Annotated in this window: 15 protein-coding genes; 11 read left to right on the forward strand and 4 right to left on the reverse strand. The window is 42.7% G+C overall.

Translation table 11 applies throughout. The annotated features are described in order from the left end of the window. The first annotated feature begins 86 nt into the window (after positions 1-86). From rpsD to AB9N12_RS09255, 5 genes are all read left to right on the forward strand, one after another. Complete coding sequence (gene rpsD / locus AB9N12_RS09235; RefSeq protein WP_369891578.1) at positions 87-692, forward strand: 30S ribosomal protein S4; 606 nt, start codon at positions 87-89, stop codon at positions 690-692. 11 nt (positions 693-703) lie between these two features. Next, positions 704-1,696, forward strand: coding sequence for a DNA-directed RNA polymerase subunit alpha (locus AB9N12_RS09240; RefSeq protein WP_369891580.1), 993 nt, complete (start codon positions 704-706; stop codon positions 1,694-1,696). A gap of 3 nt (positions 1,697-1,699) precedes the next feature. Then, entirely contained in the window at positions 1,700-2,203 is a 504-nt protein-coding gene (gene rplQ, locus AB9N12_RS09245; RefSeq protein ID WP_369891582.1) for a 50S ribosomal protein L17, read from the forward strand. A 322-nt stretch (positions 2,204-2,525) separates the two neighbouring features. Beyond that, positions 2,526-2,921, forward strand: a complete 396-nt coding sequence (locus AB9N12_RS09250; RefSeq protein ID WP_369891584.1) for a hypothetical protein — start codon at positions 2,526-2,528, stop codon at positions 2,919-2,921. Between the two features lie 113 nt (positions 2,922-3,034). Beyond that, a complete protein-coding gene (locus AB9N12_RS09255) occupies positions 3,035-3,577 on the forward strand; it encodes a hypothetical protein (RefSeq protein ID WP_369891585.1) in 543 nt (180 codons plus the stop codon). Positions 3,578-3,685: 108 nt separating this feature from the next. Here the strand turns inward: AB9N12_RS09255 and AB9N12_RS09260 are convergent, their stop codons facing one another. From AB9N12_RS09260 to AB9N12_RS09275, 4 genes are all read right to left on the reverse strand, one after another. Then, the gene (locus AB9N12_RS09260) at positions 3,686-5,251 is read right to left on the reverse strand and encodes an IS66 family transposase (RefSeq protein WP_369891586.1); all 1,566 of its coding nucleotides are present in this window, start codon (positions 5,249-5,251) and stop codon (positions 3,686-3,688) included. A 78-nt stretch (positions 5,252-5,329) separates the two neighbouring features. Beyond that, positions 5,330-5,698, reverse strand: coding sequence for an IS66 family insertion sequence element accessory protein TnpB (gene tnpB / locus AB9N12_RS09265; protein ID WP_072542649.1), 369 nt, complete (start codon positions 5,696-5,698; stop codon positions 5,330-5,332). After that, the gene (locus tag AB9N12_RS09270) at positions 5,685-6,062 is read right to left on the reverse strand and encodes a hypothetical protein (protein WP_369891588.1); all 378 of its coding nucleotides are present in this window, start codon (positions 6,060-6,062) and stop codon (positions 5,685-5,687) included. Before AB9N12_RS09270 ends, tnpB begins: the two co-directional genes overlap by 14 nt. Before the next feature lie 203 nt (positions 6,063-6,265). After that, positions 6,266-8,080: a hypothetical protein gene (locus AB9N12_RS09275; protein WP_369891590.1), complete on the reverse strand. Its 1,815-nt coding sequence runs from the start codon at positions 8,078-8,080 to the stop codon at positions 6,266-6,268. A gap of 277 nt (positions 8,081-8,357) precedes the next feature. Between AB9N12_RS09275 and AB9N12_RS09280 the strand changes: the two genes are divergently transcribed. The 6 genes from AB9N12_RS09280 to AB9N12_RS09305 all read left to right on the forward strand — a co-directional run bounded on the left by AB9N12_RS09280 (position 8,358) and on the right by AB9N12_RS09305 (position 15,896). Beyond that, the gene (locus AB9N12_RS09280) at positions 8,358-9,002 is read left to right on the forward strand and encodes a DUF6563 family protein (protein WP_369891592.1); all 645 of its coding nucleotides are present in this window, start codon (positions 8,358-8,360) and stop codon (positions 9,000-9,002) included. Between the two features lie 287 nt (positions 9,003-9,289). Further along, positions 9,290-9,940 carry a TetR/AcrR family transcriptional regulator gene (locus tag AB9N12_RS09285; RefSeq protein ID WP_369891593.1) on the forward strand — a complete coding sequence of 217 codons (651 nt, stop codon included), beginning with the start codon at positions 9,290-9,292 and terminating at the stop codon, positions 9,938-9,940. 55 nt (positions 9,941-9,995) lie between these two features. Continuing rightward, on the forward strand, positions 9,996-11,342 hold the full coding sequence (locus AB9N12_RS09290) for a TolC family protein (protein ID WP_369891595.1): 1,347 nt from the start codon (positions 9,996-9,998) through the stop codon (positions 11,340-11,342). 33 nt (positions 11,343-11,375) lie between these two features. Next, positions 11,376-12,392 carry an efflux RND transporter periplasmic adaptor subunit gene (locus AB9N12_RS09295; RefSeq protein ID WP_369891596.1) on the forward strand — a complete coding sequence of 339 codons (1,017 nt, stop codon included), beginning with the start codon at positions 11,376-11,378 and terminating at the stop codon, positions 12,390-12,392. Between the two features lie 30 nt (positions 12,393-12,422). Then, complete coding sequence (locus tag AB9N12_RS09300; protein WP_369891598.1) at positions 12,423-15,581, forward strand: efflux RND transporter permease subunit; 3,159 nt, start codon at positions 12,423-12,425, stop codon at positions 15,579-15,581. 21 nt (positions 15,582-15,602) lie between these two features. After that, positions 15,603-15,896, forward strand: a complete 294-nt coding sequence (locus AB9N12_RS09305; protein WP_369891599.1) for a PG0541 family transporter-associated protein — start codon at positions 15,603-15,605, stop codon at positions 15,894-15,896. The last annotated feature ends 662 nt before the right edge of the window (positions 15,897-16,558 follow it).

Below are 16,558 nucleotides of genomic sequence, written 5' to 3' on the forward strand. Positions count from 1 at the left end.
TGTTTTTGGATTACATTTAATTTCTCTCTGTAATCGCGGCTGCAACAAATTAAGTTCATGAATAAACAATTAAATATTTAAAAGAAATGGCTAGATATACTGGACCAAAATCGAGAATCGCCCGTAAATTCGGTGAAGGAATTTTTGGAGCTGACAAAGTTTTGTCAAAGAAGAACTATCCTCCCGGACAACATGGTAATTCAAGAAAAAGAAAAACTTCTGAATACGGTGTGCAACTTCGTGAAAAGCAAAAAGCTAAATACACCTATGGAGTTTTAGAAAAACAATTCCGCAATTTGTTTGAAAAAGCAGCTACTGCTAAAGGTATTACCGGTGAGGTACTCCTCCAATTGCTGGAAGGCCGTCTTGACAACGTAGTATTCCGTTTGGGTATTGCTCCTACACGTGCTGCTGCTCGTCAGTTGGTTAGTCACAAGCACATTACTGTAGATGGTGAAGTTGTAAATATCCCTTCATACGCAGTAAAACCAGGACAATTGATTGGTGTTCGTGAAAGATCTAAATCTTTGGGAGTAATTGCTAACTCTCTTGCAGGTTTCAATCACAGCAAGTATGCTTGGTTGGAATGGGACGAAGCTTCTAAGGTTGGTAAAATGTTGCACATACCTGAAAGAGCAGACATTCCTGAGAACATTAAAGAACATTTGATCGTTGAATTGTATTCTAAATAATAATTAATTTCATGGCGATATTAGCATTTCAAAAACCTGATAAAGTATTAATGTTGGAGGCGGACTCCAGATTCGGTAAATTCGAGTTCCGTCCGTTGGAACCGGGTTTTGGTATTACTGTAGGTAATGCATTACGCCGAATCCTTCTTTCTTCATTAGAGGGTTTTGCTATCACTACTATCAGAATTGATGGTGTGGAGCATGAATTTTCTAGTGTACCTGGAGTAAAAGAGGATGTTACCAACATTATCTTGAATCTGAAACAAGTGAGATTCAAGCAAGTAGTTGAAGAGTTCGAGAGCGAGAAAGTGAGCATCACTGTCGAGAATTCCAGTGAATTTAAAGCAGGTGACATAGGTAAGTATTTGACTGGATTTGAAGTGTTAAATCCGGAATTAGTTATTTGTCATTTAGATTCTAAGTCAACTATGCAGATTGATATTACAATTAATAAAGGCCGTGGTTATGTACCTGCTGATGAAAATCGTGAGTATTGTACGGATGTTAATGTAATTCCAATCGATTCTATTTATACACCGATACGGAATGTCAAGTATGCTGTAGAAAACTTCCGTGTAGAACAGAAGACTGACTACGAAAAGCTAATACTTGAAATTAGTACCGACGGTTCCATACATCCGAAAGAAGCGCTGAAAGAAGCTGCAAAAATTCTGATTTATCATTTCATGTTGTTCTCTGACGAGAAGATCACGCTTGAAAGTAATGATACTGATGGCAATGAAGAATTTGATGAAGAAGTATTGCATATGCGTCAGTTGTTGAAAACCAAACTTGTTGATATGGACTTGTCAGTTCGCGCCCTCAATTGTCTGAAGGCTGCTGACGTAGAAACTCTCGGTGATTTGGTACAATTCAACAAAACTGACCTGTTGAAATTCAGAAACTTCGGAAAGAAATCGCTTACCGAGCTTGATGATTTGCTGGAAAGTCTGAATCTGTCGTTTGGAACCGACATTTCTAAATATAAATTAGATAAAGAATAAAAAATGAGACATAATAAAAAATTCAATCATTTAGGTCGTACTGCTTCTCATAGAAGTGCTATGTTGTCTAACATGGCTTGCTCTTTGATCAAGCACAAAAGAATCACTACGACTGTTGCAAAGGCGAAAGCTTTGAAAAAGTTTGTTGAGCCTTTGATTACTAAATCTAAAGAAGATACGACGAACTCTCGTCGTGTTGTATTTAGTAACTTGCAAGATAAGTTTGCAGTTACAGAGTTGTTCAAAGAAATCTCTGTTAAGATTGCTGATCGTCCGGGTGGTTATACTCGTATTATCAAGACTGGTAACCGTTTGGGTGACAATGCAGAAATGTGCTTCATTGAGTTGGTTGACTACAATGAAAATATGGCTAAGGAAAAAGTTACTAAGAAAGCGACGCGTACTCGTCGTTCGAAGAAAACAGCTGAAGCTGCTCCTGCTGCTGTTGAAGCTCCTGCAACAGAAGCTCCTAAGGCTGAAGAATCCAAAGCTGAATCAGCTGAATAATTTTACAGTTATTCTTATAAATATGGGAAAGGCTGCCTTTAAGGTAGCCTTTCTTCTTTGTGTATGACGGGCATGTCATACATCTGTGGTGAAAGTCCGTAAGCATTCACTGAAATACACTTTTTAGACACTCTTTGAAAATAAATTCAACCACCGTGTGCCGAATGGTACGTACAATGGGGTGAGAGGAACGGAAAAAGTCGGTTAGAAAGCTTTCGTTTTCCGATCTACTCGATTCTGCCGTTTATTAATACTAAGATACATTAAAATATATCTTAATCGAACTTTTCATAAAGAGAATCTGTTATATTTGTAGATGAATATGACAAAATTTGTAAAGGTTATATTGTTGCTATTGCTGACAGTTGCTTTTCATAGCATAATAGGTTATGTTTCTACCCCGAAAGTGGTGGATAAACAAGATCATGTCATTACATATGCAATAGGACAACAGGGGGAAATCAGTGTACCGGGCCTTCCCGCTAAGCCTGTAGCTGAACTGAATAACTTGCCGAGCCATCAAATATCAGTGATACGCATTCAACGCGTGCTACTTGAAGAGTATTTCCTTTCTTTAAAAAATGTGCTACAATGTTGTGCAGATCGTGAAAATGCGCTTTCACAACACTGGGGACGGATTTATGATACAACAACTTCCTATTATTGCCAGCCATCAAGTGAATACTATGTATATGCTTTGAGGCGTATAATTATTTAATAGTCTATTTATTGGTATCGTTTATTTTGTGGTTACTGGTATCTTCTGTATTACTGGTGATTACATTGCTTTTTATCTTTATATTTTCATTAATAATTTAAACTTTAAATATTATGGCAACTACTCAAACGGTTGATGCTACTATATTCGCATCTTCACACCCCTATATCGCTAAACGTACAAGTGTCTCAGGAATTTTAATTTCCTCTGTAATGTTATTGGCCGGTATTATAGCTTTTGCATCCACTTTCGAATTAGATGATAAGTCCTCCACGATTAGTATGGCTTTAATGGTTTTGGGAACAGGTCTATTCCTTATGGGGATTTTCCGTCTTTTCTGGAAGTCAAAAGAAGTTATCTATTTGCCGACAAAAAGTGTGACTAAAGAGCATAGTCTATTTTTTGACTTGAAGTATATAGATGTTTTGACGAATCTTGTGAATTCGGGTTCATTCTCTGCTGGTTCGAATATAAAGAGCGAGGTTAGTGGTAATATACGTATGGATGTGATACTCTCTGCAGATAAAAAGTTTGCAGCTGTGCAGCTATCCCAATTTATACCTTATACGTATCAGCCAATAACATCTGTGAAATATTTCACAGATGAACAAGCTTCTGCGGTAGTAGCATTTCTGGCAAAAAGTAAAATGCAGTAAATATATGTCTACAAAACTGTTTGTAAGCATTCGGTAAACCACGTTGCAATTTTTGTGAAATTAGTTCCGAATCGGTGCTATTCGTAGTCGATTCGGAACTAATAGTATCTATTCGGAACAAGTTTGATTGGATTTTACCCAATTACGTGGTAGAAGTTCTTCCATATTCTTCTCATCCCTTTCATAATATGGAATTTTGCTCAGGACATCTTCCATCCAGATTCTGGGGTCTACTTCTGCTGATTTGCAGGTTGAAATCAGTGAGTATACGATGGCAGCCCTGTATGCTGATGCATCGTTTCCGCAGAACAGATAGTTCTTTCTTCCCAAAGCCAAAGGTCTTATGGCATTTTCTATACGGTTGTCATCAATTTCGATTCTTCCGTCGTTTACGTATCTGGAAAGTCTTGGAAGGAGCGTGTACGTATATTCGATGGCTTTACCCATACGGCTTTTAGGAAGCACTCTAAGATAGGTGTCCTGCAGCCACTTTTCAAATTCAAGTATCAGCGGATAGGCCTCACTGATACGTTTTTCCTTACGCTCTTCAGCTGTGAGCCCTGCATCATTGGCTTCAGATTCTATCTTGTACAACTTGCCGATGTAGTGTATTGCCTGTGTGGCCAGGGTCCTGTTCTCTTCCAGGGCATCCACGTACTTCCTTCTGACATGTGCCCAACAGCCGACCATAGTGATTCCTTTCACCTGCTCAAACTGTTCGTAAGCTGCATAGCCGTCACATTGCACAATGCCATGGTAACATCCCAGCAGTTCACGGGCTACAGTCCCCGAACGGCTGCCACGGTCATAATGGAACATGACGTCCCCCGTGATGCCGTCGCGTACGCACCACTCATACCCCTTTTTCGCCTTATGTTTCTCATTGTCCAGCACAGGAATGACACTCTCGTCCACTTGTATATACTCACTGGAGAGTATCTTCTGTTTGAGCAGGTTGTACAGCAACCTGAGTTTCTCCACCGCCATTTCATACCATCCGCACATGGTAGATTCGCTTATGCTGATTCCTGATTCGCGATACTGCTGTATCAGACGATAGAACGGGAGATGATACATGAACTTGCCGATGATAATGTCTGTCAGGACCGAGGCGCCTGCCATACATTTACTGACCGGAACAAGAGGTAGAGGGTGAATCAGGATCTGTCTTTCCTCGGGGTATTTCTCCATATCGGACTTACTTATCACTTTGTGACGGACAGTCTTCAGGATATACAATTTTGCCGGAACACGTTCCAGGCGTGAACTCTCTTCCTTTCCGATTTCAATGAAATCATCCTTAAGCCTGCCTTCCCCGTCTGTTGTCCCTTCGGGGTAAAGATCAACAACCTCTACCGCAAGAGAAGATGTATCCAAGGGCTTGCGGGCCGGCTTCTCCTTGACTTTTATGGTTCTGGTGATTTCTTCATCGCTTTTGCGGACTTCCTCCTCCATCCGGGATATTTCCATGGAGGACATTTCAGCTTTTGAGAACAGGAACAGTTGGTTGGGATCAAGCGGAAGATTCTTCTCGCTCATCCGGCCAAAGACTTTTTTCCGAAGCCAGTACAGCGACTGTTCCAGTGAGGAAACCCTGCTGATAAGCGCCGCTTTATCCTGACGGAGCTGCTCTAATTCTTCCAATAAGGCTTTTTCCTGTTCCTCTGTAAGCATCTGCATCTCATTTTTTCACAATGTAAATATACTAAAATCCAATGACATACAAAAGCAAACAGAGTAAAAAATCCGATACTATTTTCGAAGTTTCTGCAGGTTTTCAAGTCTCGTGCGACGGGAGTCACGGGCTTCCATGATACCCTCCACTATCATGACAAGTTCCCGCCATTCTATATTTGTACAGACCTCATTGTCGTTGGCAGAATCAGGTTTACCTAAGGTACCGGCTTCCAGAAGTTTGGAATATAACACCATGCCGCCAGGCTCCCAATGCAGGAGTTTTATACGGTCACGGGCACGGTTTATGAAGATATACACGTTGCCGTTACAGGGGTCCTGACCCATGGCGTCGGTGATGATACCGCTGAGGGTATGGAAGCTTTTGCGCATATCAGTTGGGCGGTTATACAACAGATAGCGCATACTGTCATTAAGGCTGAACATGGCTGCAGGCCCGGATGATTGAAAACAGTTCCTTTTCATTTAGCTCACCACAAATGCGTATGGCACTACCGGCCGGTGTACGTATTTCTATCTCTTTCAATCCGCTTGGCGTGGTCGGTGTACTTTTCTGTTTCCGTCCGGTTGTACCGGCAAATGAAGGAACCGGAACAAAAGATCCGCTATGCGGAAGCTCGATAAACTCACCTTGAGCCGTTTTACCAGATGATTGCTCGGCGGCATAACGGGATTTGCTGTCATAAAACCGCCATACAGGGATATTGAGTTCCTCTAATCTTGACTTATAAGTCACTTTGTGCTCTTTGCAGTAGTTCATTATTTCTACTACTTCTTCTCGTGTCACCATAACTTGGCTTTTTGGACGTAAAGTTAATGATGGAAGTTGGAGACGAAAATACGTGGTTTACCGAATGCTTACAACTGTTTAACCTTCTTTTTTCGATATATTAGGTAGCTTGAAACTTAAAATTCAGCGTGCTACTGATAAATGAGGCAGGTTTGGGATGGTAGTGCAATAGATAACTCTGGTTTTCATATAGAACAAGGGGATTAGTCGTTAATGACGGCAATCCCCATTTTTCTCATTAAGAAGCAGGCGTTCATATTTTGAGCAACCCCGTTTCTCATTTGATAGGAAAAGGTGAGCTCATTGTTTGTAATGTCAGCTTCGAAACAGTAGTTCCGGATATTATGTGGGAAGGAGTCAATTAAAGTTCCTAATAATAAATCGTGGGTAGCGATGATGCCATTGGTATTCATGTGTATAAACTGTTTGATAAGGGCAAAAGAGCCTTTTTGCTTATCCATGGAGTTTGTACCTTTCAATATTTCATCAAGTATAATGAAAAGCTCTTCTCCTGCTTCAAGCTTGTCTATAATTAATTTGAGTCGCTTGAGTTCAGCAAAGAAATAAGATTCGTTATTGGCTAAAGAGTCGCTGGTTCGAAGACTGGTGACAAGGCGAGCCGGATATATTTCCATCCGCTTTGCCCAAACGGGAGCCCCTATACACGCTAGTAGATAGTTTACTCCTACAGTGCGTAAATAAGTGCTTTTTCCCGCCATATTGGCTCCCGTGATAATAATAAAGAAAGGACGTTTTTCAATGTCTATTCCGTTGCGTACACACTTGTTGCGACTCATTAAGGGATGTCCCAAGTCTTCCGCCTGTAGATGGAAAGGTTGGACAGCAATGGTGGGATAGACATAATCTGGATGATTATATGCGAATGTGGCCAAGGAGCAATAGGCGTCAATTTCTCCGATAGTTTCTATCCAGCGTGGAAGGTCCGATGCATGGATTTCTTTCCATTTCTCGATTCGCATCACTTGACGCAGTTCCCAAAACATTAGTCCGTTGAGTATCGTGCTTATTAATAGATTGTTTCTCTGGTCGAGTGCGTTCATCAGTTTTGAAAGCTGGCGGACTGCTTGAGAAGCAGTTTGATTCTGACTGGTTAGTTCCTCTTTTAATTCCTGCAGTACATGACTGTGCATTTCTTTTTGTTCCGTGAGAAAGATCTGATCAGCGTATGTAGAAAAAATTTGCAGCTTTTCTCCGTAGGTCGTTTGCAATTTAGTGACTCCTTTGGAGAAAATAGTGCTGAATAATACAAAGCAAATAAACACTCCTCCTGCAATACTGACCGGGAGAATACCTAAAATAGCTAAACTTATACATAAAAAATTGATGGTCGTTACCGTTGCAGGGAGAATGCGTAGAAGCGTATGCTTCCGATAGTAGCTAGGGCATTTTACCCATTCCTTGATTTGGGTGGTATCAGCAGGTTTCCCTTTATAGAGTAATCCGAGTAAACGGAACCGTTGTCGATATTCTAAGTCTGTGGATAACTCATGGATAGCTTTCTGACGGTTTTCAATAGCTTCTTTGTTTTCCAGATGTGTATTGAACCAATTTGCGAGATGTTGTTTGCCAACAGGCGTTGCAGTACGGTTGATATATTGGAAAAGAGAATGTTCACCAAATATATCTAAATCGAGAGTGTAGAGATGAGACGGATTAACAAATTCTTTTCCATCATCAAAATCAGAGAAATCATGTTGCAGGGCACGTAGCTCTTGCTCGTTAATTTCTATTTTCTTTTTCATAAAGTCTTTTTGGTAGAACCAAAAATTATGGCGTTTTACTAACCAGATGAATAAGATAAAGGGCAGGATAGCGAAAACAGAGAGACATAGCCACCCGTTAGGCCAGAAGATAATAGGATTTGCTACAGCTACTACGAATAAGATCAGACGGAGGAAACTGATATAATAGATACGTTTCCGTGCTTTCTGTAACTCCAGTTCTGCTTTGTGAATGATTTGCTGATATGTAGTAATGATTTGTTCTTGCTTTTCCATGACAAATTTAATTCTTTTCCACACAAAGATAATATAATTCATAACGGTCGGGATAAGAGCTTGTTTCTGTTGAGATAGATTTACTGTTTATTAACGGAAGGTAGAAGGGAATAATTGGTTCATGCTATATCTTGCTTAGATAATACTTTTGCTGGGTGTAAGTAATATCCCGTTTTCACTCTTTTTTTTCAATATTTCTTTTCTCATTCTTGTATTTATCCGCTAAAATTTATAACTTTCCACTCGAAAAGGCGTTAAACAGGAATAGAGGATGCTTATGAAGAAAAGATGTATCTTATGTTTGTTGATGAGCGTGATTAGCTTTCCGTTAATTGCGCAGAATATTATTTATTCCAACTTGAAAGAGTTGTTGACTCAGCATGGCGACACCATAGCCGTGCTGCGTGTAGAGAAACGCTCTAGAAATCAAATTGTATTAACAGGAGGGGCTGATTACCGGATAACGGCCGGTAATGACGAGTCGATGTGCCGACGCTTGAAGAAGCGTTGCTTTGCTGTTCGTGATAAAAAAGGAGATTTATATTTGAATTGCCGTAAGTTGCGCTATAAAAAGTTACGTTTCGGAGCATGGTATGCTCCTGCCGTTCAGTTAGGTAAAAATATCTATTTTTGTGCAATGCCTTTAGGTTCGGTTATCGGAGGTAACTTTGTGGAGGAAGATGATGTGAAACTGGGAGGGAATATAGGCGATGCTCTTGCTGCTTCAAGTCTGGTTACGAAACGTGTCTGTTATGTACTGAATGGTGAAACTGGAAAAGTCGATTTTCTGGGAAAAGATAAAATGTTTCAATTATTGAAGAATGCTCCGGAATTGAAACAGGCATATTTGAAAGATGATAGCCAAGAGGCGAAATATACCTTTAAATACTTGTTGGAGTTGAGGAATAAACAAAAGAAATAACTTTGTCTATTTCTGCTGATATGGTAGCAGAAGTTAAACTGTAAACGTAATAATACCTTTCTGATAATAATACTGTCGTCTTTTTGTCTTTTATTCGGTATTTGTTTTAGATTTTCCATTAACACTTGTTTTCATTTTATTCTATTGAATGATAATAAATCCCAAATGGACTATAAATGGGAAGGAAACTTGATTCTTCGATTGAGTTTTCTATATATCTTTGTGCCGTTTTTCCTTTGGAAATGAATAGAAAACCAAATTTGCATTTTAATAAAATAGAAAAACGGATGATGACAGAGTATGGAAAGGATGCTTCCCAACGGGTGGAGTTAAGAGAACGGATCATAACGGCGGCAACAGAAGCTTTTACTTCAAAAGGCATCAAGAGTATTACGATGGATGACATCGCGGCAGCATTAGGAATTTCCAAACGTACACTCTACGAAGTCTTTTCGGATAAAGAATCATTGTTGAAAGAATGTATACTGAAGATACAGGCAGACAGGGATAAGTATTTGCAAAAAGTTTTTGAACAGTCGCACAATGTGCTGGAGGTGATACTTGCAGTCTTTCAGAAAAGTATAGAGGTGTTTCATCAGACGAACAAACGCTTTTTTGAAGATCTTAAGAAATATCCCAAAGTATATGAGATGATGAGGAATCGGCAGGACAGTGATTCGATGAAAACCATGTCCTTCTTCAAAACAGGAGTAGAGCAGGGTATCTTTCGTTCGGATGTGAATTTCTCCATCGTCAATTTGTTGGTACGTGAGCAATTTGACGTGCTTTTGAATACGGACATCTGCAACGAATATTCTTTCATTGAGGTGTACGAATCCATTATGTTTACTTATATACGCGGTATCTCTACCGAAAAAGGGGCCAAGGTGTTGGAAGACTTTATACAAGAATATCGAAAGAACTGCATAGGAGACTAGAACAAATATGAGGTTCTATTGACAAACTATTAAGATTAAATTAGAAATACAGTTTATGGACAAAATGAAAAGATTGACAAATCGGAAGATTCTTCTGGTGGCTGTGGCACTCTGTGCATTTGGTTTTGCAAGGGCGCAGGACACGCAGGTGGGGGAGAATATACTAACCTTAACTTTAGACAAAGCTTTGGAAATTGCATTGGATGAGAATCCGACAATGAAAGTGGCAACGGAAGAGATTGCCTTAAAGAAAGTTGCCGGCAAGGAAGCTTGGCAGAGCCTGTTACCGGAGGTTAGTATTGCCGGTGCCTTAGACCATACGGTTAAAGCGGCTGAAATGAAATTGAACGATATGTCGTTCAAGATGGGGAAGGACGGAACGAATACCGCCAATGCCGGCTTGAGTATTAGCCTGCCACTTTTTGTGCCGGGTGTTTACCGTGCGATGTCGATGACGAAGACGGATATTGAATTGGCTGTAGAGAAGGCTCGTGCTTCCAGACTGGATCTGGTGAATCAGGTAAGCAAGGCTTATTATCAGTTGATGCTTGCGCAGGATAGCTATGAAGTGCTTCAAGGCAGCTATAAACTGGCAGAAGATAATTACAATGTAGTGAATGCCAAGTATCAACAGGGAACTGTGAGCGAATATGACAAGATCAGTGCGGAAGTACAGATGCGCAGCATTAAGCCGAACCTGATTTCGGCCGCTAATGCGGTGACTTTGGCTAAGCTACAGTTGAAGGTCTTGATGGGCATCACTGCTGATGTGGAGATAAAGATTAATGATAATCTGACTAACTATGAAACAGTGATGTTTGCCAATCAGTTGAATGAGGAGAATGTGAATCTGGACAATAATACTACCATGAAGCAGTTGGACTTGAACATGAAGTTGCTTGAGAAGAATGTAAAATCGTTGAAGTCGAATTTTATACCGACTCTTTCCATGAGTTTCTCTTATCAATATCAGTCTTTATATAATCCGAACATCAATTTCTTCAATTACAATTGGAGCAACAGTTCGAGTCTGATGTTCAATCTTAGTATCCCTTTGTATAGGGCAAGCAACTTTACGAAAGTAAAATCTGCCCGTATTCAGATGCGCCAACTCGACTGGAACCGTATCGACACGGAAAGACAGCTGAATATGCAGATTGTCAGCTGCCGTAACAATATGGCTGCCAGTACAGAGCAGGTAGTCAGCAATAAAGAAAATATAATGCAGGCTAAGAAAGCGGTCGCGATTGCGGAAAAACGCTATGATGTAGGTAAAGGCACGGTGCTTGAACTTAATAGTTCTCAGGTGTCACTGACACAGGCCCAGCTCACTTATAATCAGTCAATATATGATTATCTGGTTGCTAAGGCAGACCTCGACCAGGTTTTGGGAAAAGAATAAAGATAGACAACTAAAAAATTACAACTAAGGAATATGAAAAAAAGTATCCGATTAGTAGCCCTGCTATTAACAGTGTTTATGGGCTCATGTACAGGTGGAAAAGACAAAGCTACTGTGGAACATGTGGATGAAAAACCCATCGTGAAACTGGCAGATGTAAAAGCTCGTCCCGTAGAGCAGATACAGGATTATACGGCAACTGTTGAAGCGGAAGTGAAAAACAATATCGCTCCTTCGTCTCCCGTGCGTATCGACCGTATCTTTGTAGAAGTGGGAGACCGTGTATCAAAGGGACAGAAATTGGTGCAGATGGATGCGGCCAACCTCGACCAGACAAAGTTGCAGCTGGACAACCAGGAAATAGAATTCAACCGTATTGACGAACTGTATAAAGTAGGCGGAGCTTCCAAATCCGAGTGGGATGCTTCCAAGATGCAGCTCGACGTGAAGCGGACTGCCTATAATAATTTGTTGGAAAACACCTTTCTGCTGAGTCCGATTAACGGTGTGATTACTGCACGTAACTATGACAATGGCGACATGTACAGCGGTGGAACACCGGTGTTGGTAGTAGAACAGATCACTCCGGTGAAACTTCTGATTAACGTATCCGAAACCTATTTCACCAAGGTAAAGAAAGGTGCGCCGGTAGATGTAAAGCTGGATGTATATGGTGATGAAGTGTTCAAGGGAACCATCAATTTGGTGTATCCTACGATAGATGCGGTTACCCGTACATTCCAAGTGGAAATCAAGCTGGACAACAGAGACCAGCGTGTACGTCCGGGAATGTTTGCCCGTGCAACGTTGAATTTCGGTACGGTCGACAACGTGGTTGTTCCTGACTTAGCTATCGTGAAGCAGGCAGGTTCCGGCGACCGTTATGTGTTCGTTTATAAAGATGGTAAAGTATCTTATAATAAAGTAGAGTTAGGTAGACGTATGGGCTCGGAATACGAACTGAGATCCGGTGTGCCTGATAATTCTCAGGTTGTAGTTGCCGGACAATCACGTTTGGTGAACGGTATGGAAGTAGAAGTTGAGAAATAAGTTTATAATGTGATATAAAACCTATTAAACATGAGTTTATACGAAGGTGCGGTTAAGAAACCGATTATGACCTCACTCTGCTTTCTGGCAGTGGTGATCTTTGGTCTTTTCTCTTTGTCCAAATTGCCTATCGACTTGTATCCGGACATTGATACAAATACGATTATGGTAATGACCGCTTATCCCGGCGCAAGTGCTTCGGATATAGAAAATAATGTAACCCGTCCGCTCGAAAACACCTTGAATTCGGTGAGTAACCTGAAACATATTACCTCCCGTTCTTCCGAGAATATGTCATTGATTACGTTGGAGTTCGAGTTTGGTAATGATATTGACGTCCTCACCAATGATGTGCGCGACAAACTCGACATGGTGAGTTCACAGCTCCCTGACGATGTCGAGAATCCGATTATCTTCAAGTTCAGTACGGACATGATTCCTATTGTGTTGCTTTCCGTACAAGCAAATGAGAGTCAGTCCGCTCTTTATAAAATATTGGACGACCGTGTGGTTAACCCGCTGGCACGTATTCCGGGAGTCGGAACAGTGTCTATCAGTGGTGCGCCGCAACGTGAGATTCAGGTATATTGCGACCCGAACAAACTGGAAGCTTACAACCTGACCATCGAGACAATCAGTGCCATTATCGGTGCCGAGAACAAGAATATCCCGGGCGGTAACTTCGACATCGGTAGCGAAACCTACTCACTGCGTGTGGAGGGAGAGTTTAAAGATTCCCGTCAGCTGGCAGACGTCGTGGTAGGTACGCACAACGGAGCCAATGTCTTCTTGCGCGATGTGGCCCGCATCGTCGATTCGGTGGAAGAGCGTGCGCAAGAAACCTATAACAACGGTGTGAAAGGTGCTATGATTGTGGTGCAGAAACAGTCGGGAGCCAATTCGGTGGAAATTTCCAAGAAAGTAGCAGAAGCCTTGCCGCGCTTGCAAAAGAATCTGCCGAGCGATGTGAAGATTGGTGTCATTGTCGACACTTCCGACAACATTCTCAATACCATCGACAGCTTGACGGAGACCGTCATGTACGCCCTTTTGTTTGTTATCATTGTCGTGTTCCTCTTCTTAGGACGCTGGCGTGCCACACTGATTATCTGTATTACCATTCCGCTTTCGCTGATTGCTTCGTTTATCTATTTGGCGATTAGTGGCAACACCATCAACATCATTTCACTGTCGTCTCTCTCTATCGCCATCGGTATGGTAGTAGACGACGCCATTGTGGTGCTTGAAAATGTCACGACCCACATCGAGCGTGGCTCCGATCCCAAACAGGCGGCTGTGCACGGTACGAATGAGGTGGCAATCTCTGTAGTGGCATCTACACTGACTATGATTGCCGTATTCTTCCCGCTCACCATGGTAAGCGGTATGTCCGGTGTGCTGTTCAAGCAGCTCGGATGGATGATGTGTGCCATTATGTTTATCTCCACCGTTTCTGCCTTGTCGCTCACCCCGATGCTTTGTTCGCAGTTGCTCCGGTTGCAGAAGAAGCAGTCGAAAGCCTTCAAGATATTCTTTACCCCGATTGAACGGGCGCTCGATAGTCTCGACAACTGGTATGCACGGATGCTCAACTGGGCGGTGCGCCATCGTTGGACGGTGCTCACTTGTTGTATTCTCTTCTTCGTACTCAGTCTGCTGTGTGCCAAGGCTATCGGTACCGAGTTTTTCCCCGCGCAAGACAATGCTCGTATCGCGGTGAAACTGGAGTTGCCCATCGGCACCCGCAAGGAGATTGCACAGGAACTGTCGGCTAAGCTGACCAACCAGTGGCTGACTAAATACAAAGGCATCATGAAGGTGTGCAACTATACCGTGGGACAAGCTGACTCGGACAACACTTGGGCGGCAATGCAAGACAATGGTTCGCACATCATCTCGTTCAACATCAGTCTCGTTGATCCGGGCGACCGCGACATCACGCTCGAAACCGTCTGCGAAGAGATGCGTGAAGACCTCAAAGCCTATCCTGAGTTTAGCAAGGCACAGGTCATTTTGGGTGGTAGCAGTAGCGGTATGTCTGCTCAGGCAAGTGCCGACTTTGAGGTGTATGGTTACGATATGGCGTTGACCGATAGCGTGGCAGCCCACTTGAAGCGTCAGTTGTTGGAGGTGAAGGGTGTCACCGAAGTGAATATCAGCCGAAGTGACTATCAGCCGGAATATCAGGTCGACTTCGACCGCGAGAAGCTGGCCATGCATGGTCTGAACCTCTCCACTGCCGGTAGCTATCTGCGTAACCGTATCAATGGTGCAGTGGCTTCCAAGTATCGTGAAGATGGCGATGAGTACGACATCAAGGTGCGCTATGCACCTGAGTTCCGTACCAGTTTGGAGAGCCTGGAAAACATCCTGATATACAATGCACAGGGGCAGTCGGTACGTGTGAAAGACGTCGGTACGGTGGTCGAACGTTTTGCACCGCCTACCATCGAGCGTAAAGACCGCGAACGTATCGTGACCGTTTCGGCCATAATCTCCGGTGCTCCGTTGGGCGATGTGGTGGCAGCAGGAAACAAGATTATCGACAAGATGGAGCTTCCGGGCGAAGTCACTATCCAGGTGGCAGGATCGTTCGAAGACCAGCAAGACTCGTTCCGCGACTTGGGTACGCTTGCAGTGCTCATCTTCGTCCTCGTGTTCATCGTGATGGCGGCACAGTTCGAATCGCTGACTTATCCGTTCATCCTGATTCTCTCCGTGTTCTTTGCCGTGAGCGGTATCTTGATGTCACTCTTCATCACCCATACCACGCTGAGTGTGATGAGTCTTTTGGGGGGTATCATGTTGATTGGTATTGTGGTGAAGAACGGTATTGTGCTCATCGATTACACCATCCTCTGCCGCGAACGCGGACTCTCCATCCTGAATGCGGTGGTGACAGCCGGTAAGAGTCGTCTGCGTCCGGTGCTGATGACTACTGCCACCACCATTCTCGGTATGATTCCGATGGCAGTGAGCACCGGTCAGGGAGCCGAGATGTGGAGTCCGATGGCGATTTCCGTAATCGGTGGTTTGACGGTGTCTACTCTTCTGACACTGATCTACGTGCCGGTGATGTACTGCATCTTCGGTGGAGTGGGAGTGAAGCGCCAACGTAGAAAGTTTCGCCAGACCCGCGAGCTGAATGAATACTTCCAGCTCCATAAGGACGAAATCATTAAGAAATAAATCAATTAAAGAACAAGGAGTATGAAATCTATATTAATCACTTTCGACCAAGCCTTTTATGAACGTATCATAGCGTTGCTCGACCGTCTCAACTGCCGCGGATTTACCTATATGGAACGCGTGCAGGGACGTGGATCGAAGACGGGCGAACCTCACTACGGCAGTCATGCCTGGCCCAGTATGTGCTCGGCCATCCTGACAGTGGTGGACGAAAGCAAAGTAGACCCGTTGCTGGATGCCTTGCACCGGATGGATAAAGAAACGGAACAACTTGGTTTGCGTGCCTTTGTCTGGAACATTGAGCGGAGCATTTAGTTGATTCCCGTCAGGTAGGAACAAGTAATGGGGGAAAATCTCAAGTACAGTGGAGATTTTCCCCCATTGTTTTTCATTTCTCAGGTCACGGTAGCCACTTTGACGGTAGCGTTTTGTCTTTTGCAACCATGATTACGGGATTGGGTTCTTCAGTCAGTTTTGCTGCAATACTTTTTAATTTACCTTTTTATTCACATTCACCTTTATTTCTGCTTCAATAAGTTTATAAGCTAAAAGATAGCCTCTTCATTCATCTTGCGTCACTGCCTATTATGCTGATGATTTGCAGAAACTGCCATCGTTCCAAGTAATTTCTTTGGGGCAGTAGAAAAATAGGGGGATACGTTATTAAGGGAACGAATGTTTCTCTGATAGAGTTAATCTCTTCATTCGTTCTTTCTACAGATACAGCAGAGTAATTTCGATATCCGCGAGTTGGATGGTGCAATGGCTACCGCAGAGCAGTTTGATGCACCAACGAGTGTTATTACCGCCTCTCTCCCTATTGTTTTCGTCAATTCCTCTTTCAACCTATCACCATCGTCCTGAAACTCTTTGTTCATCGTATTTACAGAGCGGTGATAGGTTGTCACTAACCTGTCACCTCATCTATCACCTATCACCGCCTATTTTTCTACAGTAACAGTCAGAAACAAAGTGTT

The organism is Bacteroides sp. AN502(2024), from assembly GCF_041227145.1.
GTDB lineage: Bacteria > Bacteroidota > Bacteroidia > Bacteroidales > Bacteroidaceae > Bacteroides.

Excerpts from the sequence above, each read along its gene's own strand:
- rpsD (WP_369891578.1), top strand. The coding sequence starts at position 87 with ATGGCTAGATATACTGGACCAAAATCGAGAATCGCCCGTAAATTCGGT.
- AB9N12_RS09240 (WP_369891580.1), top strand. The coding sequence starts at position 704 with ATGGCGATATTAGCATTTCAAAAACCTGATAAAGTATTAATGTTGGAG.
- rplQ (WP_369891582.1), top strand. The coding sequence starts at position 1,700 with ATGAGACATAATAAAAAATTCAATCATTTAGGTCGTACTGCTTCTCAT.
- AB9N12_RS09250 (WP_369891584.1), top strand. The coding sequence starts at position 2,526 with ATGACAAAATTTGTAAAGGTTATATTGTTGCTATTGCTGACAGTTGCT.
- AB9N12_RS09255 (WP_369891585.1), top strand. The coding sequence starts at position 3,035 with ATGGCAACTACTCAAACGGTTGATGCTACTATATTCGCATCTTCACAC.
- AB9N12_RS09260 (WP_369891586.1), bottom strand. The coding sequence starts at position 5,251 with ATGCTTACAGAGGAACAGGAAAAAGCCTTATTGGAAGAATTAGAGCAG.
- tnpB (WP_072542649.1), bottom strand. The coding sequence starts at position 5,698 with ATGTTCAGCCTTAATGACAGTATGCGCTATCTGTTGTATAACCGCCCA.
- AB9N12_RS09270 (WP_369891588.1), bottom strand. The coding sequence starts at position 6,062 with ATGGTGACACGAGAAGAAGTAGTAGAAATAATGAACTACTGCAAAGAG.
- AB9N12_RS09275 (WP_369891590.1), bottom strand. The coding sequence starts at position 8,080 with ATGGAAAAGCAAGAACAAATCATTACTACATATCAGCAAATCATTCAC.
- AB9N12_RS09280 (WP_369891592.1), top strand. The coding sequence starts at position 8,358 with ATGAAGAAAAGATGTATCTTATGTTTGTTGATGAGCGTGATTAGCTTT.
- AB9N12_RS09285 (WP_369891593.1), top strand. The coding sequence starts at position 9,290 with ATGATGACAGAGTATGGAAAGGATGCTTCCCAACGGGTGGAGTTAAGA.
- AB9N12_RS09290 (WP_369891595.1), top strand. The coding sequence starts at position 9,996 with ATGGACAAAATGAAAAGATTGACAAATCGGAAGATTCTTCTGGTGGCT.
- AB9N12_RS09295 (WP_369891596.1), top strand. The coding sequence starts at position 11,376 with ATGAAAAAAAGTATCCGATTAGTAGCCCTGCTATTAACAGTGTTTATG.
- AB9N12_RS09300 (WP_369891598.1), top strand. The coding sequence starts at position 12,423 with ATGAGTTTATACGAAGGTGCGGTTAAGAAACCGATTATGACCTCACTC.
- AB9N12_RS09305 (WP_369891599.1), top strand. The coding sequence starts at position 15,603 with ATGAAATCTATATTAATCACTTTCGACCAAGCCTTTTATGAACGTATC.